Origin of the sequence: Variovorax sp. VNK109 (assembly GCF_049445855.1) — a bacterium.
In the GTDB taxonomy this organism is placed as follows: Bacteria; Pseudomonadota; Gammaproteobacteria; order Burkholderiales; family Burkholderiaceae_C; genus JAGOCV01.
The window spans coordinates 201,962-228,923 of the sequence record NZ_JBMSDV010000004.1 but is presented as its reverse complement, the minus strand read 5'-3'; the positions used below and the strand labels follow the sequence as shown (position 1 = coordinate 228,923).

The following is a 26,962-nucleotide window of genomic DNA, read 5'->3' as shown; positions in this document are numbered from 1 at the left end:
CAGGTCGCCATCATGCGATGGCGTCGATCCGCGTATGGAGGGAATCAGGAATTGGCGAGGCCGGCCAGCATCTCGCTGCTCAGGCCGCTGATTTCGGTGCGCCGCAGGTGCTGCCAGAGCTCGTCGAGGAGCCGATGCCGGGAGCCCGCCATCCGGTAGAGACGGATGTCGAGCGGAAGACGCCAGTGCTGGCCATTGATGATGGCGAGCCTGGAGGGTGCGATGTCGTTCTCGACGCAGCCGCGCGGCAGCCATGCGACGCCTGCCCCCTGCAATGCCATGCGCTTGAGCACTTCGGCCATCGAGGACTCGGCGTTGCGCACGAACTTCGGTTGCGACGGGGCGAGGGCGAGCATGAAGTCCACGGCCCGGGCAAGGAAGGTGTCCTGTGTGTAGGCCAGATAGGGTACCGCCTCGTCGAGTTCCAGCGAGAAGATCGGTTGTCCCCGTGCATTCGAGCGGCAGACCGGCACCAGGCGATCGTGCCCGAGTGTGACGTGCTGGAACCGGTCTGTCGAAAGCGCATTCGACAGGCGCGAATGTGCGTAGCAGGCAAGCACGTGGCTGCGGCCACGCATCAGGTCATCGATGGCACCTTCGAGGTTGACGGCGTCGAGGCGCGCATGGAGTTCGGGGAATACATGCCGCATCTCCTTGATCCAACGCGGCATCAGGTCGATGCACAGCGCATGCACGGCTGAAATGCTCAGCGTCCCGGCTTCGCCGCCCTTGTTGCGAAGCGATGCACAGACATGGTTGAGTTCATGAAGCAGCGGGATGACCTCGTCGCGGAACATCTTGCCTTCCGGCGTCAGGTCGATCGGACTTTGCTGGCGGTCAATGAGCTCGAGGCCGAGCCAGTTTTCGAGCCCCTGGATGCGGCGGCTGATGGCCGATTGCGTGATGTACCTCGCGTCCGCCGCCCGCGAGAAGCTGCGGCATTGCGCAACGGCGTTGAAGTCTTCGAGAGCCTTGATGATGTCCATGTCCGCTGCACGCAAACCGGATGGCCAGCGCGCAGGAGGCCGATTCTAGGGAGCGGCTTCGAATGCACAACGGTCATTGAACATTCTTCACAATGTTCAATGACCGTCGGCCGGGGGACGCTGTTGCGCTCAGGCAGCGCTCGGGGCTGCAGGCGCGCCCGCCAGCGCCGTCACTTCCTTGCGGTAGCGGTTGAGTTCCTGGACGCTCTTGAAGCTGCGATCCATCAACAGGCTCATGTTGTGCAGGATTCGATCGACAACCTTGCTTTCCCACACCGCGTCGAAATTGATCTGCTTGTCGAGCCAGTGCTCCAGCCACTCCGGGTTGGGCAGCCGGCTCTGGATGGTGTCGTTCGGGAACAGCGTCTTGTTCACATGCAGGTTGGTCGGATGCAGCGCCTGCGCCGTGCGACGCGCACTGGCCATCAGCACGCCGACCTTGGCGAAGGCAACTTTCGCTTCGTTGCCGAACTTGCCGATCGCACGCTTCATGTAGCGCAGGTAGGCACCGCCGTGGCGTGCCTCGTCCTGGCTGAGCGTGCTGTAGATCTGCTTGATGACCGGCTCCGTGTGCCACTCGGCAGCGCGGCGGTACCAGTGGTTCAGGCGGATTTCGCCGCAGAAATGCAGCATCAGCGTCTCGAGCGCTGGGGCAGGGTCGAACTCGAAGCGGATCTCGTGCAGTTCCTTCTCGGTCGGCGCGAGTTCCGGTCGGAAGCGCCTGAGGTATTCCATGAGGACCAGCGAATGCTTCTGCTCCTCGAAGAACCAGATCGACATGAACGCCGAGAAATCGGAATCGTCGCGGTTGTCACGCAGGAACATCTCGGTGGCCGGCAACGCCGCCCATTCCGTGATGGCGTTCATCTTGATGGTCTGGGCCTGCTCGTCCGACAGCTTGGTGGCGTCGAACGACTGCCACGGGATGTCGCGGTCCATATCCCAGCGCACGGCTTCCAGTTGTTTGAACAATTCGGGGTAGAGCATGCAAGTCCTTGAAGGGCAAGGAATTTTAAAAGGTTTGCAGCGGATTCCTGTATGAAGCGGCATACTTCACCGCAGATTCCAGGCCGATCCTGGCGGAGGCATTCATGGACGGACAGCAGCGCAGCAACATGAAGGCGGTTTGGGCCGCAGCGATTCTGGGGGCAGCAGGCATGATCCATGACCTGCCGGCCGCAGCTCAGGTCCAGACGGCGGCGCCCGCCTCGCCGCCTTCGCAGCAGTCCGCCTGCGCCCCACTGCTGCAGCATACCTTCGCGCGCCTGCAGGACGAGAAGCCGCAGTCGCTTTGCCAGTACAGCGGCAAGGTCATCCTGGTCGTGAACACCGCCAGCTTCTGCGGCTTCACCCCCCAGTACAAGGGGCTCGAAGCGCTGCACGCGCAATACAAGGACAGGGGGCTCGTCGTCCTTGGCTTCCCCTCCAACGATTTCTCGCAGGAAAAAGGCAGCAACAAGGAGATCGCCGACTTCTGCGAAAGCACCTTCGGCGTCAAATTCCCGATGTTCGTGAAGAGCAGCGTCCGCGGCCCGGACGCCAGCGCCTTCTACAAACAGTTGGCTGCGCAGGCCGGCGGCAAGGCCCCTGCCTGGAATTTCCACAAGTACCTGCTGTCGCGCGACGGGAAGGTAGTGGACAGCTACACCAGCATGGTGGCGCCAGACAATCCCTCCTTCATCAGGGATTTGGAAAAGCAGCTCGCTGCAAAATAAATACTGATTAGTCACAAATAGACTGATTGGTACTATACTTGCCTGATGCGTGCAGGCTGGTTCACATTTTTTTACGTATCGACAGCGCCCGTTCCCGGGAACTGCGCCGGTCCGCGCGCGCTCCAACACCGCATTGCAGGGGGAAACCAGACACACAGTTTGCTGTCGCGAAGCCTGCCCAGGCCCTACGGTCGGGCTGTAATCCCGGGACGACTCTTCTCCTCCTCCCTCCCTCCCTCCTTCGTCCAGGGGCGCTTCGCGACATTTTTCTTTCCGGGGCCGGCCTGATGGGTGCGCCCCTCAAAGTCGCCATCATCGGCTCGGGAATCTCCGGGCTGGCGGTCGCGCACACCCTGCACGGCCAGGCGGAAATCACCCTTTTCGAGTCGGCCGACTATTTCGGCGGTCACACCCACACGGTCGACGTCACGTTGCCCGGTCCGCAAGGCAACGTCACCTGCGGCGTCGATACGGGTTTCCTGGTCTACAACGAGCGCACGTATCCGAACCTGATCAACCTGCTGGGCGAGCTGCAGGTGGAGACGGCGAAGTCGGACATGTCTTTTTCCGTGCGTGTGCCGGATGCCTACGGGCCAGGCCAGTCGCTCGAGTGGAGCGGCACCAGCCTGTCCACGGTGTTCGCGCAGCGTGGCAATCTCGTCAACGGCCGCTTCCTGCGCATGCTGGCGGATTTGATCCGCTTCAATGCCCTGACCACGCGTATCGCGAAAGCGCAGCGTGAAGTCGAACTCGCGCAACCGCTGGTCGATTTTCTGGACCGCCACCGCTTCAGCCAGGAGTTTCGCGACTGGTACTTCCTGCCGATGCTCGGCTGTATCTGGAGTTGCCCAACCGACCAGATGCTGCAGTTCCCCGTCGCCACCATGATCCGCTTCTGCCACAACCATGGCCTGCTGCAGATCGTCGACCGGCCGCAGTGGTACACGGTGCGCGGCGGCGCGCGCCACTACGTCGACAAGATCGTCTCGCGCATCGCAGACGCCCGCCTGTCGACGCCTGTGCTGCGCGTCGAGCGCGACGAAGCCGGCGCGCGCGTGTTGACCGAAGGGAAGGTGGAGCGTTTCGACAAGGTCGTCTTCGCCACCCATTCTGATCAGGCACTGGCGTTGCTCGGGCAACCGACCGAACGCGAACGCGCGTTGTTGTCGGCCATCCGCTATCAAGCCAATCGGGCGGTGCTGCACACGGACGCGTCCGTGCTGCCGTCGAAGAAGAGCGCATGGGCCGCGTGGAACTACGAGCGCGCCGCAGCCGGCGACCGCGAATCCGCGCGCGTCTGCCTGCACTATCTCATCAACCAGCTGCAGCCTTTGCCCTTCACGCAGCCGGTCGTCGTGTCGCTCAACCCGGTGCGCGAAATCCCGGCGGCCACCGTCATTGGCGCGTTCGAATATGCGCACCCGGTGTTCGACCTGCCTGCCATCCGTGCACAGGCGCAACTACCGCAGTTGCAGGGCCAGCAGCACACCTACTTCTGCGGTGCATGGACGGGCTACGGTTTTCACGAGGACGGATTGAAGTCAGGCCTGGCGACAGCGCGCGAACTGCTCGTCGCCGCGAACGCGCAACGCGAGGCAGTCGCATGACCACGGTCACCATGCCCCGCCTGCAGACGCGATCATCCGGCGGCTCGCCAGCAGATGTGCCCATCGGTCCGCAGATCGGCATCGGGCAGGTGCGACACACCCGCCTTCGCCCGGCACGCAACGCGTTCGCCTACCCCACGTATTTCCTGCTGCTGCCGATGCGGCAACTGAAGGCCGGGCAGCATGGTGAGCTGGCGGTGAACCGCTGGGCGCCGCTGAGTTTCCACGACCGCGACCACGGTGACGGTCGCAGTGCGCAAGCAGGTGGCGCCCTCGCGTGGCTCGACGAATTGCTCGCACGCGAAGGCATAAACGACGCGAGCGGCGAAGTCTGGCTTCATTGCTATCCGCGCGTGCTGGGCTACGCATTCAAGCCCGTGAGTTTCTGGTATTGCCATCGCACCGACGGCACGCTGCGCGCCGTCGTCGTCGAGGTGAACAACACGTTCGGCGAGCGGCATTGCTATCTGCTCGACACGCCTCGCTGGGGCGCAGAGCTGCGCGCCGACAAGGTCTTCCATGTCTCGCCGTTCTGCAGCCTGGATGGCGGCTACCGCTTCCGCTTCCTCATGAGCGAAGGGTGGCAACGCACTGTCGTGCGCATCGACTACGACGACGCCGACGGTCCTCTCATCCAGACCAGCGTGAGCGGCTCGCTGCAGCCGCTCACCGCAGCTTCCGCGCGGCACGCGCTCTGGCATCACCCGGCCATGACACTGGGTGTCATCGCACGCATTCACTGGCAGGCGCTGAAGCTCTGGCTCAAGCGCGTCCGCTTCTTCCGAAAACCACCTTTGCCCGACACCTTCGTCACGCGACAGGACGCGCCCGGCAATCAGGCCTGAGGACACACACATGGACTCCACCACCACGGCTCCCGGTTTTGCGATTCCCGATTCGGCGCCCCCCGCCGCACATGCCGTCCTGCGCCTGCTGCGGCAACTCACGCACGGTACGCTCGTCGTTCAGTTGCCCGGTGGCGCGCTGATGCGCTTCGGGCACGGCGACGCACCCGTGGCGGCCATCACGCTGCACAACTGGAATGTATGCGGCGCTGCGCTGAAGTCCGGCGACATCGGCTTCGCGGAAAGCTACATTGCCGGCGACTGGACGACTCCCAGTCTCACAGATCTGCTCAAGGTGTTCATTGCCAACCGCGATCAGGTGGAGTCGGTGATCTACGGCAGTTGGGCCGGGCGCCTGCTCTATCGCATGAAGCACCTGCTCAACCGCAATACGCGCGGCGGTAGCCAGAAGAACATCCATGCGCACTACGACCTGGGCAACGCGTTCTACGAACTCTGGCTCGACGACACGATGAACTATTCGTCGGCGTGGTTCGACGGCGACACGAACCAGCCGATGCGCGAGGCACAGTCCGCCAAGGTGCGTCGGGCCCTGCGCATGGCCGGCGTGAAGCCGGGCGACCGGGTGCTGGAGATCGGTTGCGGCTGGGGCGCGCTGGCCGAAATGGCCACCACCGAGTTCAAGGCGCACCTGACCGGCGTGACACTGTCGACCGAGCAACTCGCTTTCGCCGACACACGCCTGGCGCGCCTGGACCAGACGCTCAACAGCGACCTGCGCCTGCAGGACTACCGCGATCTCGAGCGCACCGATGGAGACGGCGCGTTCGATGCCATCCTGTCCATCGAGATGGTCGAGGCGGTGGGGCGCGAGTACTGGCCCACATACTTCCGCACCGTGAGCCGCCTGCTCAAGCCGGGTGGTCGCGCATGCCTGCAAAGCATCGTGATCGACGACGCGCTGTTCGAGCGTTATGTCGGCTCGACCGACTTCATCCAGCAATACATCTTCCCCGGCGGCTGTCTGCCGTGCCCACGCGAATTCCGCCGCGAAGCCGAAGCTGCCGGACTGCACGTGGTGGACGAATTCGCATTCGGCCAGGACTACGCGGAGACGCTGCGCCGCTGGCGCGAGAAGTTCCTGGCGGAACGTCCGCGCATCCTGCAGCTCGGTTTCGACGAGCGCTTCATGCGCATCTGGGAGTTCTACCTCGCCTATTGCGAGGCAGCGTTTGCCAAGAACAACATCAACGTCGTCCAGTACACGCTCGGGAAGGCATGAGAGGGCCATGAGATCCGCGGCGCTGCTCCTGGCCTGCGTGTTGCAAGCGTGCCCGTCGTGGGCCGTCGCGCAGGCGATGACCGGAGTCACGACTGTGCCGCCGGAAGTGCAGCAAGCCCTGCCCCAGGCGCAGCGGATCGGCAGTGGCCGGCTGACAGTCTGGGGCTTTCAGGCCTACGACGCGAGCCTGTGGGCCGCGCCCGGCTTTCGCGCAGACAACTATGGCGACCACACGTTCGTCCTCGAGCTCGGCTACCTGCGCGACTTCAGCGGCGAATCCATCGCCGAGCGCTCGATCCTCGAGATGCGGCGCATCGGCAGCTTCAGCGACGCGCAGGCAACCGAGTGGACGCGCAGCATGCGCGCCGCTTTCCCCGATGTCCGGCGCGGTGATCGCATCTCGGGCATCCACCAGCCCGGTGGCAAGGTCAGGTTCGTCACCAACGGACGCGCTACCGGCGAAATCCATGACGAAACCTTTGCCCGTCTGTTCTTCGGCATCTGGCTCGCGCCGCAGACGTCCGAGCCCGCCCTGCGCCGCGCGTTGCTCGGGCAGGCACAGCCCTGATACGCCATGCGCGCCACCACATCGTTCAGCACGACCGACGGACTGTCGTACGGCTTGCTCGGCCTGCCGCTGGCGTTCGTGGCCCTGCCCTTGTATGTGGTGCTGCCCAACCACTACGCCACCGAGTTCGGACTGCCGCTCGCAACACTCGGCGTGCTGCTGCTGGTCGCACGGTTGTTCGACGCGTTCATCGATCCGCTCATCGGCAAGTTCAGCGACCGCCTCTTCGCACGATCGCCGAAGCGGGTACTGAATGTCGGTGTTGCGGCGGCGCTCGCGCTCTGGCTCGGGTTCGTGTTGCTGTTCTTCCCGCCACTGAAGAGCGGCTATCCGCTGCTTGCTTGGGCAAGCCTCCTTCTTGTCCTCACGTATACGGCGTACAGCCTGCTCAGCGTCATGCACCAGTCATGGGGTGCCATGCTCGGCGGTGATGCCGCGCAGCGCAGCCGCATCGTCGGCTGGCGCGAAGGCCTCGGCCTGGTCGGCGTCGTGCTTGCAGCCGTGCTGCCGGTGCTGGCCGGTCTGCATGTGACAGCGGCCGTGCTGCTCGTCGCGCTGGTGGCGGGCTGCCGGGCCTGGCGTCACACGGCCGCACCGACACCGGAAGCCGCGACGCATGCCGGAAGCGTCTGGCATCCCTGGCGTGCGCCGGAGTTCCGGCAGCTGCTGCTTGTCTTCATGCCCAATGGCATCGCGAGTGCCGTGCCGGCGACACTGGTGCTGTTCTTCGTGCAGGACCGCCTGCAGGCGCCACCGGCGATGCAGCCGGCGTTCCTGGGTCTGTATTTCATCAGCGCGGCGCTGTCGATCCCGTGTTGGTTGCGCGTTGTCCGCAGGCTTGGCATTGCACGGGCCTGGCTCATCGGGATGGTGGGCAGCATTGCGGCGTTCGGCTGCGCCTGGCAGCTCGGCGCAGGCGATACGACGGCGTTCCTCATCGTCTGCGCGCTCTCGGGTGCCATGCTGGGCAGCGACCTTGCACTGCCAGGTGCCTTGCTCGCAGGCGTCATCGCGCGGGCGGGCGACCAGGGTCGCGCCGAAGGCGCGTACTTCGGCTGGTGGAATTTCGCGACCAAGCTCAACCTCGCATTGGCCGCCGGTCTCGCCCTGCCGTTGCTCGCACTGCTCGGCTACACGCCGGGCACTCGTGATGCGCAAGGCCTGGCGGCACTGTCGATGGCGTACTGCCTCCTGCCCTGCGCCCTGAAGACCTGCGCAGCGGTCATCCTTTACCTGCAACTCCGGCGTTTGCCGACTTACGGAAGCCCCACATCATGAGCCTCAACCCACGCCTGCACAACTGGCAGGGCCGCAAGGCCTGGATCATCGGCGCCTCCAGCGGCATCGGCCGTGCGACTGCGGAACTGCTGCATGCGCAGGGCGCGCATGTGTTCGCATCCGCGCGCAACGAGCACGCGCTGCAGCAAGCCGCGGCGCGCCACGAAAGGATCGTGCCATTGCCCATGGACGTGACCGACCCCGGCAGCGTGCAAGCAGCCGCCACGGTCGCACTCGCAGCCGGCGCGCCCGATCTGGTGATGTATTGCGCCGGCCACTACAGGGCCGTTCGCGCCACGAGCTTCGACATCGGCGAGATGCTGCGGCATGAGCAGGTCAACTATGTGGGCGCACTGCACGTGCTCGACGCCTGCCTGCCGACCTTGCTGCGCGAGCGTCATGGCCACCTGAGCCTGACAGGCAGCGTGGCCGGCTATCGCGGCCTGCCCAACAGCCTTGCCTACGGGCCGACGAAAGCGGCCCTGATCAACCTTGCCGAGACGCTGTATGCCGATCTGCATCCCCTCGGCGTGGGTGTGAGCATCGTGAATCCGGGCTTTGTGGAGACGCCGCTCACCGCACAGAACAACTTCCCGATGCCTGCATTGATGACGCCTGCCCAGGCGGCTCAAGCCATCGTGCGCGGCTGGGCACGGGGCGACTTCGAGATTCATTTCCCGCACCGGTTCACGCGCTGGATGAAAGCGCTGCACCTGCTGCCGTATGGCGCGTACTTCCCGGCAGTGCGCCGGTTCACCGGTCTCTGAAGCCTGCGGGCGCGCACCGGCGCGCCAGTTACCCGGCAGCCGGTCAGCCCGGGCGCGAGTCCTGGAAGCTCTGGCGCTGCATCAGCTTTTCATACAGCTTCGTGAGGTTCGGGTTGTCGCTGCGCCAGTCCAGTTGGGGGAACCGGAAGTCCAGGTAACCGAGCGCACAGCCGACGGCAATGTCTGACAGGCTCAGGTGAATGCCGCTGCAGAAGGGCTTCTCGTCCAGCCCGCGGCTCATGGCCTTCAGGCTGTGCCCGATCTTGAGCATCTGGCGATCGATCCACGCCTGGCTGCGCTGCTCGGCCGTTCGACCCACCCACGTGCTTTCGAGACGGGCCAGCAGTGCGGCGTCGAGCAGGCCGTCAGCCAGTGCTTCCCAGGTTTTCACTTCGGCACGCTCGCGCCCTTGCGTTGGAATGAGCTTGCCGACGGGAGAGAGCGTGTCCAGGTACTCGACGATGACACGCGAATCGAACACGGCTTCGCCGCCTTCCATGACGAGGCAAGGCACCTTGCCCAGCGGATTGGATTCGTGGATGGTGGTCTGAGCCGCCCAGACGTCTTCCTGGATGAACTGGTAGTCCAGTTTCTTTTCGGCCATGACGACGCGGACTTTGCGCACGTACGGGCTGGTAACGGCACCGATCAGCTTCATGACCATCTCCCGGGGCTTTCACGTTTTTGCATGGAATCATTTTAGGGGAAGGGCTCCGGGGCACCCGCCTACAATTCGGGCCATGCCTTTCTCGACCATTTCCGCCCTTTCGCCGCTGGACGGCCGCTACGCCGCCAAGCTGGCCGCCTTGCGCCCGCTGATGAGCGAGCAGGGCTACATGCACCGCCGCGTCCAGGTCGAAGTCTCCTGGTTCATTTCGCTCAGCGATGCCGGTTTCGCCGAGTTCAAGCCGCTCACGCCGGGTGCCCGCACGTACCTGCTCGGCCTCGTGAAGAATTTTTCCGAGGCCGACGCGCTGGCCATCAAGGAAATCGAGAAAACCACCAACCACGACGTGAAGGCCGTGGAGTACTGGATCAAGTCGAAGTTCGAGGCCCGGCCTGAACTCGAGAGCGCGAGCGAGTTCGTGCACTTCGCCTGCACCAGCGAAGACATCAACAACACCAGCCACGCGCTGCAGATCAAGGCCGCACGCGACAACGTGCTGCTGCCCGCGCTGGACGCGGTGATCGCCAAGCTGCGCGACATGGCGCATGCGCATGCAGCCGTGCCCATGCTCAGCCGCACGCACGGCCAGACCGCCAGCCCGACGACGGTGGGCAAGGAGGTCGCCAACGTGGTGGTGCGCCTGGTTACCGCGCGCGAACGCATCGCCAGCGTCAAGTTGATGGGCAAGATGAACGGTGCGGTGGGCAACTACAACGCACACATGTCCGCCTGGCCCGATTTCGACTGGGAAGCGTTCAGCCGCAAGGTCGTGGAGACACCCGAGCCGCTGGGCCTGGGCCTGACCTTCCAGCCCTACAGCATCCAGATCGAGCCGCACGATTACATGGCCGAGTTCTTCGACGCGGTGGCCCGCGCCGACACCATCCTGGTGGACTGGGCGCGCGACGTCTGGGGCTACGTGAGCCTGGGCTATTTCAAGCAGCGCCTGAAGGCGGGCGAGATCGGCTCGTCCACCATGCCGCACAAGGTCAACCCCATCGACTTCGAGAACGCCGAAGGCAACCTCGGCCTGGCCAATGCCCTGTTGCGCCATCTGTCGGAAAAACTGCCCGTCAGCCGCTGGCAACGCGACCTGACCGACTCCACCGTGTTGCGCAACGTCGGCGTGGCGCTCGGTTATGCCGTGCTGGCCTACCAGTCGCTGCTGACCGGTCTGAACAAGCTGGAACTCAATGAAGAAGCGCTGTCTGCCGATCTGGACGCTGCCTGGGAAGTGCTGGCCGAGCCGATCCAGACCGTGATGCGCCGCTACGGCGTGCAGGGCGCCTACGAGAAGCTCAAGGAAGTGACGCGCGGCAAAACCGTGGCTGCAACTGACCTGCATGGACTGATCCGTTCGCTGGAAATTCCCGACGCCGAGAAACAGCGCCTGCTGGAAATGACGCCGGCCACCTACATCGGCCGGGCGGCGGAACTTGCCCGCCGCGTCTGAGCATCGCACGGCTTCATCGATGGCCCTCAAATCCACGGTCTTCAAGGCCAACCTGTCCGTCGCCGACATCGACCACGGCTACTACGCCGACCACACGCTCACCCTCGCACGGCATCCCAGCGAGACCGACGAGCGCATGATGATCCGCCTGGCCGCGCTCGCGCTGCAGGCGCATTCCCTGCAGACCGTCTGCAATGGCGATGGCACGCTGACTTTCGGTGCCGGCCTGTCCAGCCCCGACGAACCTGACGTGGTGCTCACCGACTTCACCGGCCAGAAGCGCCTGTGGATCGAGGTCGGCCAGCCCGAAGACAAACCCCTGGCCAAGGCGTGCTCGCGTGCCGACCAGGTGCTGGTCTACGCGTTCAATCACGCCGCCGAAGTGTGGTGGCGCGGCATCGAGGGGAAGCTCTCGCGGCTGGACAGGCTGCAGGTCTGGCGCGTTCCGACCGAGGCGTCGCAAGCGCTGGCTGCCCTGGCCGAACGCAGCATGCAGTTGCAGGCCACCATCCAGGACGGCGCGTTGCTGCTGGGCAGCGACCGGGGAAGCGTGAACGTGGAGTGCGTGCGCTGGAAATAGCGCCGCTGGTGGCCACGAGGCGTCAGACAGGCATCAGCGTGCCGCAACTCCAGCACTGCTCGAAGCCGCCTTCGACACTTTCGCCACAACGGCAGAACCAGCGCCGCTGCGGAACATGCTGGAGATCGTCAAGTAGCTGACGGGCCTGCGGTTCCTGCTGCTCGTGCGTGAGCCAGACTTCGGGCAGGCACTGGTCGGGCGGAAGATGCCCGGCGGCAGCCAGCAGGTATTGGCGCTGCACCGAAGCAGCAATCCCTGCCTCGCACAGCGTATCCACCCACAGCGTCGCTATGGCGATGTTGGGAGCCTGGGTCAGACGCAGCATGGCAGCATGGATACCGGAGGCAAAAGGACGTCCCCAAGATAACGCGCACGGCAATGCTTGTAAAGGCGCGTGCGTTGCAAAGCGGTTGAAGCGCTCAGCCCGCCTGCACTTCGGGATCGGCCGGCGAGCGAGGCCCTTCGGCCGCGCGTTCCGCGTAGCGGTTGAAACGCCACGCATCGCCCTCGATCGTGATGCGCCGCCAGGTGGAGCGCTTCTCGGCGGGTGTCATTTCAGGCCAGCGCTGGACTTCGCCGAACGTGCGGCCGCATCCCTTGCAGACGGCGTCGCCCTGGCTGGTCGAACAGATGGCGATGCAGGGCGTGTCGGGCGTTGTGTCGTACCAGGTGCGCCAGGCAGCCAGTGCCTGAGGCGGGAACGAGCGCTCGTCGGCCTCGTCCTCGTGATAGAAAACCATGAGCGCATACACCTCTGCCAACGCCCGGATTTCGGGCGCAAGCGTGATGCCATCGGGCGAGGGCTTTTTCTCCCGCCAGTAGTTGATGGCGGCTTCGACGTCGGTGATGTGTATGGCGGGCATGGCAGGGCGGACGGGCATCATAGCGCCGTCTCCGGCGCGCCGCCGGCCGCGTTCTGCGATTCTTCGGCGGTTCTGTCAACAGCCTGGTTTCAATTTGTTTTGCTCTTTTTTCAGGAGCACCCGAACCAGAATGCAGGCCGGTCTTGAAGGCAAAACGCTTGAAGCCGAAGCTGACGGGCGGACAAACCCGCACTTGCACGCAGCGCAACAGCCATGCTCTAATCCGCTCACGAAGGGGAGTAGCTCCCGCTTCCTGCAGCACAGGGAGGTGTCCAGAGGACATCGTTGCAGGAGGTATCAACAAGTCGTCAATACGAAGCATATCTTCCGGCTTGTTGGGCACATATCGCATGATTTCAATGCCGAGCAAGACCTTCGATTGGAACCTTGAAGCAGGTTTGGTCGAAGTGCGCTTGTGCGGTACCGGTTGTGTTCAGAACACACCGCGCACCAGTGTTCCGGATACCGTGCCTGCTTCGGGTTGTTGATCGATACGACTCGGAGCTTTTTTGCATGGAATTCATGTCCCCCGCATGGTGGTCGGCGCTGCTGGCCATCGTCCTCATTGACCTCGTCCTCGCAGGCGACAACGCGATCGTGATCGCGCTGGCGGCACGCAGCCTGCCCAAAGATCTTCAGAAGAAGGCCATCGTCTGGGGCACTGTCGGCGCCATTGTCGTCCGATCCGCCATGACGATCATCGTCGTCTGGCTGCTCAAGATTCCCGGCCTCATGCTGGCCGGCGGCCTCGGGCTGCTGTGGATCGCTTACAAGCTGCTCGACAGCCACGACAGTGGGGACGAAGAACACGGCCCGGCGGCCACCACTTTCTGGGGTGCCATGAAGACGATCATCATCGCCGACGCGCTGATGGGCATCGACAACGTGCTCGGTGTGGCTGGCGCGGCGCAGGGCTCGTTCGACCTCGTGGTCATCGGCCTGCTGATCAGCATCCCGATCGTCGTTTTCGGCAGCACGATTGTGCTCAAGCTGGTGGAGCGTTTCCCGGCCATCATGTACATCGGCGCGGGCGTCCTGGCGTTCACTGCCGGCAAGATGATCGTCAACGAGAACATGCTTGCGGGCGTGTTCAAGGGCCCGGAGCCGTCGCACCAGTTCGCATACTGGGGCGTCTGCGCGCTGGCCGTGGTGGGCGTACTGCTGGCTGGCTGGCTGAAGAACCGCCGCCCGGCAGGTGGAGGCACCCCTCCCGGTCCAAATCCCGCCTGATGCACTGATCGCAGGTCAATTTCAATTCACAACAGGAGAGCGAACATGGAAAGAATCATTGTGTACGTGGACGACGCCGCCTACGCAGAACAACAACTCACACCCATGACGAGCCCCGCCGCGAACGCCACACCCACGCATTGGGTGGTGGTGGCGTGCGCGCCGCGCATGACGCACCGGATCAGCAAATGGGTCAGCCACAGCGCGCGCGAGAACTGGCGCGCCAAGTGGTCCGACAAGCTGTTCGGCCAGGTCGTGCCGCTGCTCACCGCCCGTGGCGACAAGGTCACGCCGGTGCTGGCCAAGGGCCCGCTCTCCGAGCTGACCACGCGCCTGCTGTCCGAGCACGGCGCGGCGCGCGTGCTTGACGCACGTCGCCCGAAGTTCGGCCAGGACATGGAACCCGTCACCAAGGACCAGCCCGAAGGCGGGCAGGCCCGCTGGACGGTGCCCGGTGCCGTGGCCGGCATGGGCGCGATCCTGCTGCTTGCCGCCGATTGATCTGACTTGACCACATGCACCGCCGCCACCGGGCGACGGTCCGGTGCTATGCTCCCGCCATGCGACTCATCCTCAAATGGCTCCTGAGCGCGGCAGCCCTGCTGACCGTCGCCTACCTGTACAGCGGTGTCGAGGTCAAGAGCTTCACGGCAGCGTTGATCGCCGCCTTCGTCATCGGGCTGCTCAACACCGTCGTGCGACCGATCCTGGTCGTGCTCACGCTGCCGGTGACACTCGTCACGCTCGGCCTCTTCCTCTTCATCATCAATGCCGCCATGTTCTGGGCCGCCGCCCATCTGATGGGCGACGGTTTCGGCGTGCGCAGCTTCGGCGCGGCGCTGATCGGCTCGCTGATCTACTCCGTGCTGAGCATGATCATCGACTCAGCGCTCGAGGCGCTGCTCTCGAAGAAGTGATTCGACTTCGCGCAGGCGCGTGTCGATGATCGACGCGTCGATATAAGCCTCCGGACCTCGCCCGGCCTCACCGCGGCGGATCATGTCCTGTGCGGCCTTGAATCGGTCCACTGCGGCGGCGTAGTCCAGGCGGACGTATTGCGCTTCCGCCTCGGCACGGATCGCTCTCAGCGGTTGTCCCGATCCATTCAGCGCTACCGCCGACAGTTGCCAGGCGGTCGCATCGCGCGGATGCGCCGCGATCCAGGTCTGTAGCGAGGAAGACATCTCGCCCGCACGCCCGGCACGCGCGTACGCCTGCGCAGCCAGAAACAGCTCCGGCCGGTCAGCCGCCGATGCGTCGAGGCGCGCGATGGCACGCTGCGTCTCACCGGCAGCGAGATCCACTTCCACCTCGAGCAGGCGCGCAAGGCGCGCCGCGCGCGCATCGGCGGCCACGAGCGGGACGAGCCGGCCGGCAAATTCACGCGCACGATCGAACTCGCGCAGGCGCGTTGAAGCCAGCACGGCGGCGTACAGGTCGCCACTCTGGCGGGCTGTGTTCAGGGGCGAACTGCCTGCGTTCTGCGCCTGCGTGATCGCCGCGCGCAACACGTCCACCGAGGGATTGGCGAGGATGCGCGCCCGCGCGGACAGCATCGCGTGCTCCATCAGCAACGGTTGCGCAAGAGTTGTGCGCGACTCCAGCTGCTGGCGCAACTGCATGTCGGCAATGCGCTCGCTCGTCAACGGGTGCGAACGAAGGTAAGGAAACGAGCCGTTGTCGTTGAGACGCGAGGCCTGCTGAAGCTTCTCGAACATCGTCACGAAGCCGAAGGTCTGGAAACCCGCCTGCCCCATCACGCCATAGCCGATGCGGTCGGCCTCGCGTTCCATGTCACGCGAGAAATTCAGCTGGCTCTGCGCCGCCAGTGCCTGCCCACCGACGATGGCCGCATTGCCGACGTCGGCATTCTTTCCCGCCGCCAGCACGCCCAGGATCATCGCGCCGATCAACCAAGGCGTCTGCTTGCCCTGCTGCGTGAGCATGCGTGCGATGTGACGCTGCGTCACGTGGCTCAACTCGTGCGCGAGCACAGAGGCCAACTCGTCGCGATTGGCCACCACGCCGATGAGCCCCAGATGCACGCCGAGATAGCCGCCCGGCAGTGCGAACGCGTTGACCGTGCGGTCGCGGATCAGCATCACCTCCCACGCAAAACGCTCCTCGATCTCCGGCGTGAGTTCACCGCGCGCGCGCGATGCGGCCATCAAGGGCTGCCAGATCTGCTGGATGTACTCGGACAGCAGCGGGTCGTCGATGTAGTCGGGATCGCGGTAGATCTGCCGCACGATCTGGTCCCCGAGCCTGCGCTCGGCGGAGACGGTCATGTCGCTGCTGTCGCCGAGTGTGGGGAGTTGGGCTTGGGCGGGGAACATCATTGCAACCGTCAATGCCGCGACCAGCAGCGACGCCACACTTTGTCGGAAATGGGTCTTCAAATTCGATCGCATCAGAATGGGTCTACCTTCAGATAGATCACTGGCTCGGCCGTTTGGCCATCCAGTATGACCGTCCAGAATTCATCCCTGCCTGCCAACGGCAACGCCACCAATCCTGCGGCGTTCAACCCCGTTGCCTTGACTTCGGCGTCGATGGTGGTTGCATGTTCAGGTTTGCGGCGCTTCAAGCTCTCCAGAGGTTCGGCTGCCTTCAGCACACGGCGTCTCGCACTGTCATAGGACATCCAGAGCTCGGGTTGCTGGCTGAGCTCCAATACGCCAGTCACGTTCTGTACCGTGTACTTCGCCCTGTCTTGCTCGGTGAGTTCACGTAAGGCGACCAGCGTCGGGCCGCTCCGGGCTGACTGCGGAAAATCCTTGGCGATACTGCCAGCCACGCCAGAATCCATATCCGCTGCGTGAACCACCCGGAACCTGTCGTACTCGAACACCAGATGGACAGGCCGGGCAGCGTGGACTGTCCAGATCCCATAACAAAGTGCCAGCAGTTGAACCGCCACGACCATCGCAAGATCCTTGCGCAATACGGGCCAGCCCTTTCGCAGATCAAAGATCATCAGTGTGATGAACGGACCCAGGATCACGTCTACAGCGACCACTATAAAAAATAGCTGCCGCCCTCCCGAGATTTCGCGGTAGGGGTACGGATACCAGACGAGGAATATGACGCCCGCCAAGGCACATGCAATCAGCGCGCTGAATGCGAGTCGGATTGACGTCGCACGCAGCCGGTTTTTCAGCACGGACATGCTTTTATGATGCACCGATCAGGTAAAGGTTTTGTAACCATGACATCCAGCCAGAAACTGACGCATTTCGACGGACAAGGACAAGCTCACATGGTCGACGTGGGCGGTAAGCCCGTCACGCACCGCATTGCGGTCGCATCGGGGCGGATAGAAATGTTGCCGGCAACATTGGCCATTGTCCAGAACGGCACGGCCAAGAAGGGTGACGTGCTGGGGATCGCTCGCATTGCGGCCATCCAGGGAGCGAAGAAGACGAGTGACCTGATTCCGCTTTGCCATCCACTCACGCTCACGCGCGTGGCCGTCGATTTCGAGCTTCTTCCGGAGCCCGTGGCTGCCATTGTCTGCAAGGCCACTGTGGAGACGACCGGCCAAACGGGCGTCGAGATGGAGGCGCTGACCGCGGTGCAGATTGCGCTACTGACCATCTACGACATGTGCAAAGCCATCGACAAGCAGATGCTCATGACAAATGTCCGTCTGCTCGAAAAGCGCGGCGGACGATCGGGCACCTTCACCGCCGACGCTCACTAGCACCCGGCCTATTCGACTTATTTACGCTTTGAGCTGCCCGAGTCCAGCGTCTCCATGCGCGCGATGGCCGGCGCCAGGACTTCCTGCTCAGGCACAGAGAGTTTTGCCCAGATTTCCTCTATCGCTGTTGGCGAAATCTCCTGCAGTCGCCTGAGGTACAAGGCTGCCTCATCCGTCTTGCCGATCATCTGGCTCGCCATTGCGAGGTTCAGCACCGTGAATGGCTGGATGACCGCCGTATGCAAGCGCTTGGTGAGTCGATAGTAAGTCGCCGCATTTTCTGGGGTCACAGCAACGTTGGCAACCGCGGCATAGTCCACGCAATACGTGAAGAGCAGAGTCTTGTAACCCTCCTCCAGATGACTGAGCGCCTGTGCGCTACTCCCTTTGAATACAGGAAGAATTTTGCGATAGTCCCAAGCAACACCGATCAGCAGCACTGCGGCGGCTGCGCCTCCGATCAACAGGCGCTTGAAGTTCGCAGGGTTCGCCTCCTGGATCGCAGAATCGGTGGGTGACGCCGCCAAGCTGCAAAGTGCGCCGAGAAAAAAAGCACAGGGCAACAGGAAATACAGATACCAGAGCGGATACTCCAGAGTGCTATGTACGGCAAAAGCCAGCAGCAGCAAAAAGAGCCCTCGCCCGATGGGATCAAACCAAGCCTTCCGCACTGCCCAGATGACATAAATCAGTATGCCAAGCCAGGCAATGACAAATGGCCCGCCCTGCTCAACGAATATCTGTAGAGCGAGGTTATGAGCGTTCTGCATGTTGACGTCAAAACGGCCTTGCACGTCCTGCAAAAAATACGCGTGTCCTGCACCTCCGGTGCCTACACCTGTCCAGAAATTACTCTGGGCCACCTGGAGCATGCCCATCCAGATTTCCTGGCGGAATGAAGAGAAATTTCCTTGCCCAGGCACCAGTTGAATAGTCGACGTGGGCGCATAAACCTTCCACGACATGGTGGACAGCGCACTGTACAAACCCCATGCCAACGCGTGCGAAATGGTGGCAACTGCGACAAATCTTCTGGAGGGCAAAGACAATCCCTTGCCCGCCCACGCCCCGATGCACACCAGCCAGATCATGACAGCGCCGGTTCTGGAGAGCGACAACGCGCAGGCAGCCCCCAGGAGAATGGCAAAACCGTCTAGCTTCCAGCTTTTCTGCCGCTGTGCAAACAACATGGCTGCACAGATGATGCCGAGAACGAGAAGCAACGAGAAAAGATTGGCCTGCCGCAGGTTGCCAAACACACGTCCGCCAGTCGGGAGACGCACAGCAAGCCATGTCGGCAGCGACAACCCCAGATACTGGGCAAATCCAATGACTGCATTTGCAGTTGCAGCCAGCAGCACGGCCCATGCAACCAGATCAATTGTTGAGAGATTTCTCGTCTTATCGCCTTTGGCCCCCGACTGCCAGCCAGTCTGCCACCCCAGCCATATTGCACCCGCCGCCGAGCTCATATACAGGAGATAAAGATAAGTGCGGCCAGCGTAGGCCGTACGACCCATGAGCTGATTCGCAAGCGCGGCAAGCAGAAGCAAGCCCGGCAGCAACAGCACCAGACGGAGTACCCGTGGTACGTCGGTTCGTCTTGTATGGGTAAGCAACCCATGAGAAACGGACAAGAACAACCACCCTGCTGCAGCTACCCATTCGAGATGAAACGTTGTAAGCGGCCCATCGCTATATGGCAAGAGAAAGCCCGTTGCGACAAGCAGAACGGGAAATGCAGCAGTTACGGATACGCTCATTCTGTCTTACGCAAAAATAAAGAGGCTCCCGGAGGAGCCCCTTTTTCAGGATGCCAGTCTCAATTAGAGACCAAGCACCCGATTAAGCACCAGAACGGCATGCTGCCGGGCGGAACTTATCAACCAGAGTGCCGGTCGTGCAATTCCAAGAAATAGCGCCGCCTGTCGGGGGAACACCTGAGGCAAGAGCTGCGCCGTTGCTTGTCGGAACGATCAAGATCGTCGGCGTTTCGCCGGCTGCTTGCCCACCTGCGCGCGTCGTGTAGGTGACGGTCACCGTGCCCACATCAGGATCGATCGCAATGCTACTCACGTTCGTCGTTGCGGAAGGTGCAGTCCAGCCAGACGCAAAGGGAGCACCGTTAGCAGCGTTTTCAGCCACTGCTGTCTTGGCACCACCAGCCAGCGACAGACCTTCCGTCACACGTGCGCGCACGGTGTAGTCTTGGTAAGCCGGCAGGGCGACGGCGGCCAGAATACCGATGATCGCGACAACGATCATCAGTTCGATCAGGGTAAAACCCTTTTGCATAGAACGCTTCATGAGGAGCTCCTGTTAAAAAAAGTTAGGCTGGGTAACCGGTGCAGATTCTATGCCAGCGCGATGACAGCTTCGAGGCCTGCAATATCGAGAACTATCGCACGCGGAATCGGGACTCGCCTGTCAAAATCGCGCTTGCAGACGACGCCCGATGACAAATTTGTCAGTCACTCGCGTCACTTGATACAAACCTGACGGACCATCTTCAGATCGGTCAGCCCCATCATGATCTTCTCCATGCCGTCCATCTTGAGCGTGCGCATGCCGCCTTCGACGCATTGGGCGAAGAGTTCGGCGACACGGGCACGTTCCTGCACGAGCTTTTTGACGGCGTCGTCGGCAATCAGCAGTTCATGCAGGCCGACGCGACCCTTGTAGCCGCTGTTGCCGCACTTCTCGCAGCCCTTGGAGCGGTAGAAGGTCAGTTTGCCTTCCTTGCCGTAGAGCTTGACCCAGTTCTCGTAGAGCTTGCGGGCTTCACCCGCGTAGTCGGCTTTCCAGGCGCTGGAGTGCCGCAGTTCTTCGGCGTATTCGGCCAGGAAGGTCTTGATTTCTTCCTGATCGGGCACGTAGGCTTCCTTGCAGTCGCACAGCTTCTTGGCCAGGCGCTGCGCGAGGATGCCGAGCAGCGCATCGGCAAAGTTGAACGGGTCCATGCCCATGTCCAGCAGGCGGGTGATGGACTCGGGCGCGGAGTTCGTGTGCAGCGTCGAGAACACCAGGTGGCCCGTGAGCGAGGCTTCCACGCCCATGGACACGGTTTCCTTGTCGCGCGATTCGCCGACCATGATGATGTCCGGGTCGGCACGCAGGAAGGCACGCATGACGAGCGCGAAGTCGATGCCGGCCTTCTTGTTGATCTGCACCTGTCGCAAACCCTTTTGCGTGATTTCGACCGGGTCTTCCGCCGTCCAGATCTTGGTGTCCGGCGTATTCAGGAACTTCAGGATGGAGTGCAGCGTGGTCGTCTTGCCCGAGCCCGTGGGGCCGCAGACATAGAACAGGCCATAGGGCTTGCTGACCGTCTTCTCCAGCCGCTCCTTGTTGTGTGGCGTGAGGCCGAGCTTCTCCAGCGGGATCGGCTCGCCGGCCGCCAGGATACGCATCACCACGTCTTCCACGCCACCGGCAGACGGGATGGTGGCCACACGAAGCTCGATGTCCAGCGGGCCGAACTTCTTGAACTTGATCTTGCCGTCCTGCGGCTTGCGCTTCTCGGAAATGTCCAGGTCGCACATGATCTTCAGGCGCGTGACCATGGCCTGGCGGAAGTGAGACGGCACTTCGATGTACGGCACGAGCGAGCCGTCGATGCGGAAGCGGATGCCGGTCTTGGCCTTGCCCGGCAAGGGCTCGATGTGGATGTCCGAGACCTTCTGGTTGTAGGCGTCGATGATCACCTTGTTCACGAACTTCACCAGTTCGTTGTCGGCCGCCGCGGATTCGAGCGAGTCGTCGCCGCTGCCGGATTCGTCGTCCAGCGGCCCGCCGCCCAGGTCGGCCAGCATCTGGTCGATGGAGCCGCCGGTATCGCCGGTGCTGCCGAACAGCTGGTTCAGCGTTTCGTCGAACTCCTTCTGCGTGGTCACCCGGTAGGTGAACTTGCCCATGCGCGAGAACACCTGCGGCACCACGCGCGAACCGCGCACGGCTTCCGGGTCCAGGCACATGACGACCAGGCCTTCGGGCGAATCCTCCAGCGGCACCCAGCGCTGTTCTTCCAGGAACTCGCGCTTGAGCTGGCCGTGCAGGCCTTCGGAGCGCATGCGCGGCTGCGCCGTTGCGGGCTCATAAGGCACACCGAAGAACTTGGAGAGCGAGGCGCCGATCTGCGCCGCCTTGACGCTGAAGTCGGCCATCAGCACCTGCTCGACCGGCACGCCTTCCTCGCGCGCCTTGAGCACGCAGTCCTGCAGTTCGTCGGAGGTGAGCACACCCTCGGAGATCAGGCCGTCGTACTTGGTGGCCTTGACCATCGCCCCGTCGCTCACGACCTTGCGCGTGCGCTGGCGGATGGCGGTGGCCAGCGTCTTGCACAGTTGCTGCGCGCCATCGACCTCGAGATCGCCGAACGGCTGATCGCTCTTGTTGTTGATGACCTGCATCACGCCGTAGAGCGTGTCGCCGTCCATGATGGGCGCGGCCAGCATCTGCTTGGTGCGGTAGCCCGAGCGCTTGTCGACTTCCTTCAGGAAGGTCAGTGTCGGGTGGATCTTGCGCAGCGCGTCGTCGTCGTAGACATCGGAAATATTCACCAGCTTGCGACTGAACGCGGCGTAGCCCGCGATGCTCTGCGCGCTGATGGGCAGCTTGAGCGCACGCGCGGTGTTCAGCCCCGTCTTCACCTTGGAGATGATGGCCGTGCCGTCTTCGGTGATCGCATAGACCGTGAGACGGTCCGCGTTGAACAGCTTGCAGATGTCCTGGCTCGAATCCAGCATGAGCTGGTCGAGGTTCTCGGTCTCGTGGATGCGCGTGCTGACCGCCTGCAATTGCTTGAAGAACAGTGCAGCAAAGGTCACGCCGCGCTTCTCGGGCGGCAGTGTCTGCGAGTCGAAAAAAGCCTGCTCGGCGTCCCTCTCGGAGCCGGGTGGCTTCATTACAGCGCTCATATCTCGAACTCCTGGCCCGCGCGCAGCCAGCGGATGTCATGCATGAAGTTCAGTCCGAACGTCCGGGTCTGGTCCAGCCCCTGGATTTCGGACATGATCAGGTCGGTCTCGGCGGGCTTGGTATGTGTAATGTAGATCGGAAACTGCTTGCCCTTGGCAATATTCTTCAATTCCGACGCCAGCGCCATGGGTGAGAGGTGCAGGCTGATTTCCGCCAGCTCCTTCTCGCGGTTGCTGAAGGCAGTTTCGATGACCAGCATGGCCACGTTCAATTCGTTCACCCGCTTCCAGAAGGCGGGGTTGCGCTCCGTGTCGCCGCTGAAGACCCAGCAACCGGAGCCGGACGTCGCCGCATAGCCCACCGCCGGCACCGTGTGCACGGCCGGCAGCACTTCGATCAGCTTGCCGGTGATCGACAGGGTCTGGCCGATCTGGATTTCGCTGAACCGGATGAACGGCGCTTCAGGGGTCGGGATCCGGCTGAAATCGGGCCAGATGACGTTGTTGAAGACATGGTTGCGCAGCGCGTCCAGCGTGCCGGGCAGGGCGTGGACCATGAGCGGCTTGCTGCGCTGGCCAGCCACGGCGTCCACCATCAGGGGCAGCGCGGCAATGTGGTCCAGGTGGGAATGGGTGAGCAGCACGTGGTCGACCGCGCGCATCTCATCCAGCGTGAGATCACCCACGCCGGTGCCGGCATCGATGAGGACGTCCCGGTCCAGCAGAAAGGACGTGGTGCGGCAATCCTTGGCGATCGCTCCCGAGCACCCCAACACACGAACTTTCATCCCACCGCCTTACTTGGTTTCGAAATTCGTCGCCCCGTCCCAGGAGGGATCGAATGGCAACAGCCTCATCGAGGCTACCCTTTCCGAGTAAAGCTGGTAAAGGTACTTTTTGGCATTCATGCGCTGCAGGTTGAGCATGTGGACGTCGCAACGGTCCCAGTCCTGGCCGCGATACGCCTTGAGGAATTCGGACCAGAGCTTGAGTTCGGAGCTGGTGTCCGACTCCAGCCGGTTCATCGGCGTGACCGGCCAGAAGATGCCGACCGCCTGCTCCTTGCCCTTCACACGCACGCGGTCGAGTTCCTGCCAGGCAAAGTCCGGCGACTGCTTGCGGGTGGATTCGCTCACCACGATGTCCACGCCATAGGACTTCGACAAGCCCTCGAGCCGGCTGCCCAGGTTCACCGCATCGCCGATCACGGTGTAGCTGCGGCGGATGTCCGATCCCATGTCGCCCACGCACATCGTGCCGGTGTTCAGCCCGATGCCGATGCCGATCTCGGGCAGGCCCTTCTCGCGGTGTTCCTCGTTGATGCGGCGGATCGCGTTGGACATTTCCATCGAGGACTTGACGGCCAGATGCGCGTGCTCGGAGGTGTCCACCGGCGCGCCCCAGAAGGCCATGACGCAATCGCCCATGTACTTGTCGATGGTGCCCCGGTTGCCGCGGATGATCTGCGTGAGCTTGCTGAACACGTCGTTCAAGAGTGCCTGCAACTGCGTCGGCTCCATCTTTTCCGACATCTTGGTGAAGCCGCGCATGTCGCAGAACATCACCGTCAGTTCCTTGGACGTGGCCTGCATGTTGTAGGCGTCCGGGTCCTTCACCATCTCGTCCACGAGTTCGGGCGGCACGTAGGTGCCGAACAGGTTGGCCAGTTCGCGCTTGGAACGGCTTTCCACAAAATAGCCGTAACTCATGTTCAACGCGAAGGCGGTGAGTGCCATCAGGATGGCGGAGCCGAGCGGCAGCACCAGCCCGAAGCCGAGATACAGCCAGAAGTTGAGCGCCACCAGAACGGCCACCACCGCCACGCTGAGCAGCACCGCGCGCACCGCGCTCAGCAACGGCAGCGCGAACGCCAGCAGCATGCCCGCGATGACCAGCAACGAGACTTCATAACCCACCGCATAGTCCGGCTTCACGAGGGTTTTGCCGTCCAGCAAACCGCCGATCACGTTGGCGTGGGTTTCGACGCCAGGGTAGGTTTCACCCACGGGCGTGACGCGCAAGTCCAGCAGGCCTGGTGCCGTGGTGCCGACCAGCACGATCTTGTCCTTCAGGCTGCCAGCAGGCAGGCGCTTGGAAAGCAAATCGGACGCAGGGATGTATCTGAACGAGCCCCCGGCCGGGCCGCCCGGGCCACGGTAGGGAACCAGCGTGGCGACCCGGTCATCGACCGGGATGGCCAGCGTCTTGCCGCCCTGTCTGAGCAAAATACTCTCCAGGCCCTGATAGCTGCGGCCGATGAAGCGCTCCTGCGGGAACCCGGGAGCCACCTCCGGCATGCCCACCAGCATGCGGAACATGGCCAGCGCCATCGATTCGTAGTGCTCGCCCTTGTATTCGGCGATCAGCGGGATCGAGCGCACCACGCCGTCGCCGTCGGTGATGGAATTGAAGAAGCCGCCCACCGGAGCCGCCTTGGCCAGTTGCGGCAGGTTCGAGCCGTAGCCGTTCCACGTGGTGAACTTGATGGGGCGGCCCTGCAGCATGGCCTTGTCCATCACCGGCGCCGGCAGGGCGCCTGAGGTCAGACCCTCGCGGTCGCTGGTGAAGTAATAGCCCATGACCGCCGGCTTGCGCTCGAGTGACTTGGCGAACAGCGCGTCGTAGTCCAGCGAAGTCTGCAACTGCGAGAGCTTTTCGTTGAAAGCGGCCTGATCCTTCAGTTCATTCTGGGCCAGCTGGCGAAGCTGCTTGAGGCCGGACGAATCGTCGGGCTCGGCAAACACCACGTCGAACCCGACCAGGGCGGCCTGCTGGCGGCCGAACATTTCGTCGGTGAGCTCGGCCATGCGGTTGCGGCTCCAGGGCCAGCGGCCCACTTCACCCAGGCTCTTCTCGTCGATGTCCACGATGACGATGCGATCGTCCATCGTGCGCGGCATGGTGGCCTGCAGCCGTGCGTCGTAGATGATGTCGTCCAGCCGCTGGACCACGCCCAGGCGCATGACGCCCGCCGCGTGCAGCAGCGCGAACAGGAGGGGGATCAGGGTGACCGCGATGCGGGGCCAGTGACGGATCAACGCCCCCATGTCACCCCTGATCAGCCCTGCACGAATTGCATCTGCGTGCCCGCCAGCTCCAGCAGGTCGCCGTTCTTCAACAGGACCGGCTCTGCGCTGATGGCCGAGCCATTGAGCAGCGCGCGGTTGTCGCCTTCCACGTGCGCGACGACGAATCCCTGCGGACGCTTGGTGATCGCGGCCACGGCCACACCGGGCTTGCCGATCGTGGTGACCACCTTGAGCAGCGGCACTTCGCGCCCGGCCGCAGCGCCGGACAGCACCTTGATCGCCGCATTGCCACCGGCGTCGGCAGCCGCAGCAGGCGCTGCAGCGGGCGGCGAAGCAACCGCGCCGGCCTTGATGACCATGGTCTTTTCGTACGTCGCGCCACCGGCTTCGTTGACGTACTTGATTTTGTACTTGCCGATCTCGACAGTGTCGTTGTTTTGCAACAATTGCTTCTTCACAGCCTTGCCGTTCACGTACGTGCCGTTGGTGCTGTTCAGATCTTCGAGGTGGACTTCGTTGCCCACCATCTGCAAAACGGCGTGCTCGCCGCTGACCGCGAGGTTGTCGATCACGATGTCGTTATAGGGCCTGCGCCCCAGCGTCGTGCGGTCCTTCGTGAGCTGGACTTCCTTAATCACAACACCGTCGATCGAAACGATCATCTTCGGCATGATCGGGCTCCTGTCTATTCCAAATCGTTACAAAAACACAGTTTGGTCTATTTTCCCAGCAATCGGGAAATCAGACCTCGTTTTGAGGAGCCGGCCTCGGCTTTTGCCAGCAACACGGAAATGTTATCGCGGCCACCATTGGCATTGGCCTTGTCGATCAGTTGTGTCGCCAGTTCTTCCAGTGACGCGCCGCTGACCAGCAGCTCTGCGATGCCGGCATCGTCCACCATGTCGGACAGCCCGTCCGAGCACATGAGGTACAGGTCACCGACCTCGACCTTGTGTTCATTCACTTCCAGCTGCACGGAGTCCTCGACGCCGAGGGCGCGCGTCACCAGGTTCTTGTTCATCGATGTCGCAGCCTGTTCGGGGGTAATCAGGCCGGCGTCGATCTGCTCCTGCAGCAGCGAGTGGTCACGCGTGATCTGCGTGAACGCCCCGGCGCGCAGGCGATAGCACCGCGAGTCGCCGATGTGGCCGAGCGTGAGCTTCTCATCCTGGAACACGCCGACCACCAGCGTGGTGCCCATGCCCGTGTACTGCGGGTTGGAATTCGCCGCATTGAAGATGGATCGGTTGGCGTTGTCCACGCAGATCTCGAGCGCACGGCGCACTTCGCGGGCGTTCGCATTGCGGCCGGCCTGGGCCAGCCAGCGCGACAGCTCGGACTTGATGAAGGTCGTGGCCATGCCGCTGGCGATCTCGCCGGCGTTGTACCCCCCCATGCCGTCGGCGAGGATGCCCAGCCGGGTTGGCTCGTCGAACGTCACCGAATCTTCGTTGTTGCCCCGTGCAAGGCCGGGGTTTGTATTTGTACAGAACTCGTAAATCATCGCGCTTC

27 protein-coding genes are annotated in these 26,962 nt (G+C 63.0%); 13 read left to right on the top strand and 14 right to left on the bottom strand.

Annotated features, from left to right (window positions below; all coding sequences use genetic code 11):
- Positions 1 to 44 precede the first annotated feature (44 nt).
- Together ACO2Q9_RS15465 and ACO2Q9_RS15460 are read right to left on the bottom strand one after the other, a co-directional pair.
- Positions 45 to 986, bottom strand: coding sequence for a LysR substrate-binding domain-containing protein (locus tag ACO2Q9_RS15465; RefSeq protein ID WP_423312698.1), 942 nt, complete (start codon positions 984 to 986; stop codon positions 45 to 47).
- A gap of 129 nt (positions 987 to 1,115) precedes the next feature.
- Entirely contained in the window at positions 1,116 to 1,973 is an 858-nt protein-coding gene (locus ACO2Q9_RS15460) for a ferritin-like domain-containing protein (protein WP_423312697.1), read from the bottom strand.
- Positions 1,974 to 2,077: 104 nt separating this feature from the next.
- Here ACO2Q9_RS15460 and ACO2Q9_RS15455 point away from each other — a divergent pair, with 104 nt between their 5' ends.
- The 7 genes from ACO2Q9_RS15455 (at position 2,078) to ACO2Q9_RS15425 (ending at position 9,009) form a co-directional block, all read left to right on the top strand.
- Complete coding sequence (locus tag ACO2Q9_RS15455; RefSeq protein ID WP_423312696.1) at positions 2,078 to 2,701, top strand: glutathione peroxidase; 624 nt, start codon at positions 2,078 to 2,080, stop codon at positions 2,699 to 2,701.
- A 287-nt stretch (positions 2,702 to 2,988) separates the two neighbouring features.
- Positions 2,989 to 4,308, top strand: a complete 1,320-nt coding sequence (locus tag ACO2Q9_RS15450) for an NAD(P)/FAD-dependent oxidoreductase (RefSeq protein ID WP_423312695.1) — start codon at positions 2,989 to 2,991, stop codon at positions 4,306 to 4,308.
- A gap of 11 nt (positions 4,309 to 4,319) precedes the next feature.
- Positions 4,320 to 5,153: a DUF1365 domain-containing protein gene (locus ACO2Q9_RS15445; protein ID WP_423312881.1), complete on the top strand. Its 834-nt coding sequence runs from the start codon at positions 4,320 to 4,322 to the stop codon at positions 5,151 to 5,153.
- Positions 5,154 to 5,163: 10 nt separating this feature from the next.
- Positions 5,164 to 6,396 (top strand): class I SAM-dependent methyltransferase, encoded by a 1,233-nt coding sequence (locus tag ACO2Q9_RS15440; protein WP_423312694.1) that lies wholly within the window; start codon positions 5,164 to 5,166, stop codon positions 6,394 to 6,396.
- 7 nt (positions 6,397 to 6,403) lie between these two features.
- A complete protein-coding gene (locus tag ACO2Q9_RS15435) occupies positions 6,404 to 6,964 on the top strand; it encodes a chalcone isomerase family protein (protein ID WP_423312693.1) in 561 nt (186 codons plus the stop codon).
- 6 nt (positions 6,965 to 6,970) lie between these two features.
- Positions 6,971 to 8,242 (top strand): MFS transporter, encoded by a 1,272-nt coding sequence (locus tag ACO2Q9_RS15430; RefSeq protein ID WP_423312692.1) that lies wholly within the window; start codon positions 6,971 to 6,973, stop codon positions 8,240 to 8,242.
- The gene (locus ACO2Q9_RS15425) at positions 8,239 to 9,009 is read left to right on the top strand and encodes an SDR family NAD(P)-dependent oxidoreductase (RefSeq protein ID WP_423312691.1); all 771 of its coding nucleotides are present in this window, start codon (positions 8,239 to 8,241) and stop codon (positions 9,007 to 9,009) included. The genes ACO2Q9_RS15430 and ACO2Q9_RS15425 overlap by 4 nt, the downstream gene beginning before the upstream one ends.
- A 43-nt stretch (positions 9,010 to 9,052) precedes the next feature.
- Here the strand turns inward: ACO2Q9_RS15425 and ACO2Q9_RS15420 are convergent, their stop codons facing one another.
- Entirely contained in the window at positions 9,053 to 9,667 is a 615-nt protein-coding gene (locus ACO2Q9_RS15420; RefSeq protein WP_423312690.1) for a glutathione S-transferase N-terminal domain-containing protein, read from the bottom strand.
- A gap of 82 nt (positions 9,668 to 9,749) precedes the next feature.
- Between ACO2Q9_RS15420 and purB the strand changes: the two genes are divergently transcribed.
- Both purB and ACO2Q9_RS15410 read left to right on the top strand, forming a co-directional pair.
- Positions 9,750 to 11,129 carry an adenylosuccinate lyase gene (gene purB, locus ACO2Q9_RS15415; protein WP_423312689.1) on the top strand — a complete coding sequence of 460 codons (1,380 nt, stop codon included), beginning with the start codon at positions 9,750 to 9,752 and terminating at the stop codon, positions 11,127 to 11,129.
- 19 nt (positions 11,130 to 11,148) lie between these two features.
- Complete coding sequence (locus ACO2Q9_RS15410; RefSeq protein ID WP_423312688.1) at positions 11,149 to 11,709, top strand: YaeQ family protein; 561 nt, start codon at positions 11,149 to 11,151, stop codon at positions 11,707 to 11,709.
- A gap of 22 nt (positions 11,710 to 11,731) precedes the next feature.
- Here the strand turns inward: ACO2Q9_RS15410 and ACO2Q9_RS15405 are convergent, their stop codons facing one another.
- Both ACO2Q9_RS15405 and ACO2Q9_RS15400 read right to left on the bottom strand, forming a co-directional pair.
- Positions 11,732 to 12,034 carry a DUF2007 domain-containing protein gene (locus ACO2Q9_RS15405; RefSeq protein ID WP_423312687.1) on the bottom strand — a complete coding sequence of 101 codons (303 nt, stop codon included), beginning with the start codon at positions 12,032 to 12,034 and terminating at the stop codon, positions 11,732 to 11,734.
- Positions 12,035 to 12,128: 94 nt separating this feature from the next.
- Entirely contained in the window at positions 12,129 to 12,572 is a 444-nt protein-coding gene (locus tag ACO2Q9_RS15400; RefSeq protein WP_423312880.1) for a DUF3717 domain-containing protein, read from the bottom strand.
- A 513-nt stretch (positions 12,573 to 13,085) separates the two neighbouring features.
- On the opposite strand from ACO2Q9_RS15400, the gene ACO2Q9_RS15395 reads away from it, so the two are divergent.
- The 3 genes from ACO2Q9_RS15395 to ACO2Q9_RS15385 are packed head-to-tail and all read left to right on the top strand — an operon-like array spanning position 13,086 to position 14,719.
- A complete protein-coding gene (locus ACO2Q9_RS15395) occupies positions 13,086 to 13,802 on the top strand; it encodes a TerC family protein (RefSeq protein ID WP_423312686.1) in 717 nt (238 codons plus the stop codon).
- Between the two features lie 45 nt (positions 13,803 to 13,847).
- Positions 13,848 to 14,303: a hypothetical protein gene (locus ACO2Q9_RS15390; protein ID WP_423312685.1), complete on the top strand. Its 456-nt coding sequence runs from the start codon at positions 13,848 to 13,850 to the stop codon at positions 14,301 to 14,303.
- Between the two features lie 59 nt (positions 14,304 to 14,362).
- Positions 14,363 to 14,719 (top strand): phage holin family protein, encoded by a 357-nt coding sequence (locus tag ACO2Q9_RS15385; RefSeq protein WP_423312684.1) that lies wholly within the window; start codon positions 14,363 to 14,365, stop codon positions 14,717 to 14,719.
- On the opposite strand, the gene ACO2Q9_RS15380 is transcribed toward ACO2Q9_RS15385, so the two are convergent.
- Both ACO2Q9_RS15380 and tfpZ read right to left on the bottom strand, forming a co-directional pair.
- Entirely contained in the window at positions 14,687 to 16,141 is a 1,455-nt protein-coding gene (locus ACO2Q9_RS15380; RefSeq protein ID WP_423312683.1) for a M48 family metalloprotease, read from the bottom strand. The genes ACO2Q9_RS15385 and ACO2Q9_RS15380 overlap by 33 nt on opposite strands.
- 71 nt (positions 16,142 to 16,212) lie before the next feature.
- Positions 16,213 to 16,971, bottom strand: coding sequence for a TfpX/TfpZ family type IV pilin accessory protein (tfpZ, locus tag ACO2Q9_RS15375; RefSeq protein WP_423312682.1), 759 nt, complete (start codon positions 16,969 to 16,971; stop codon positions 16,213 to 16,215).
- 39 nt (positions 16,972 to 17,010) lie between these two features.
- Between tfpZ and moaC the strand changes: the two genes are divergently transcribed.
- Positions 17,011 to 17,505 carry a cyclic pyranopterin monophosphate synthase MoaC gene (gene moaC, locus ACO2Q9_RS15370; RefSeq protein WP_423312681.1) on the top strand — a complete coding sequence of 165 codons (495 nt, stop codon included), beginning with the start codon at positions 17,011 to 17,013 and terminating at the stop codon, positions 17,503 to 17,505.
- Positions 17,506 to 17,522: 17 nt separating this feature from the next.
- On the opposite strand, the gene ACO2Q9_RS15365 is transcribed toward moaC, so the two are convergent.
- The 7 genes from ACO2Q9_RS15365 to ACO2Q9_RS15335 form a co-directional block, all read right to left on the bottom strand.
- Complete coding sequence (locus tag ACO2Q9_RS15365) at positions 17,523 to 19,076, bottom strand: Wzy polymerase domain-containing protein (protein WP_423312680.1); 1,554 nt, start codon at positions 19,074 to 19,076, stop codon at positions 17,523 to 17,525.
- Positions 19,077 to 19,350: 274 nt separating this feature from the next.
- Complete coding sequence (locus ACO2Q9_RS15360; protein ID WP_423312679.1) at positions 19,351 to 19,812, bottom strand: pilin; 462 nt, start codon at positions 19,810 to 19,812, stop codon at positions 19,351 to 19,353.
- A gap of 173 nt (positions 19,813 to 19,985) precedes the next feature.
- Positions 19,986 to 22,421 (bottom strand): ATPase, T2SS/T4P/T4SS family, encoded by a 2,436-nt coding sequence (locus tag ACO2Q9_RS15355; protein WP_423312678.1) that lies wholly within the window; start codon positions 22,419 to 22,421, stop codon positions 19,986 to 19,988.
- A complete protein-coding gene (locus tag ACO2Q9_RS15350) occupies positions 22,418 to 23,209 on the bottom strand; it encodes a 3',5'-cyclic-nucleotide phosphodiesterase (RefSeq protein WP_423312677.1) in 792 nt (263 codons plus the stop codon). Before ACO2Q9_RS15350 ends, ACO2Q9_RS15355 begins: the two co-directional genes overlap by 4 nt.
- 9 nt (positions 23,210 to 23,218) lie before the next feature.
- Positions 23,219 to 25,468: a CHASE2 domain-containing protein gene (locus tag ACO2Q9_RS15345; RefSeq protein WP_423312676.1), complete on the bottom strand. Its 2,250-nt coding sequence runs from the start codon at positions 25,466 to 25,468 to the stop codon at positions 23,219 to 23,221.
- An 11-nt stretch (positions 25,469 to 25,479) separates the two neighbouring features.
- Positions 25,480 to 26,121 (bottom strand): FHA domain-containing protein, encoded by a 642-nt coding sequence (locus ACO2Q9_RS15340; protein ID WP_423312675.1) that lies wholly within the window; start codon positions 26,119 to 26,121, stop codon positions 25,480 to 25,482.
- Between the two features lie 47 nt (positions 26,122 to 26,168).
- Positions 26,169 to 26,954 carry a Stp1/IreP family PP2C-type Ser/Thr phosphatase gene (locus tag ACO2Q9_RS15335; RefSeq protein WP_423312674.1) on the bottom strand — a complete coding sequence of 262 codons (786 nt, stop codon included), beginning with the start codon at positions 26,952 to 26,954 and terminating at the stop codon, positions 26,169 to 26,171.
- Positions 26,955 to 26,962 lie beyond the last annotated feature (8 nt).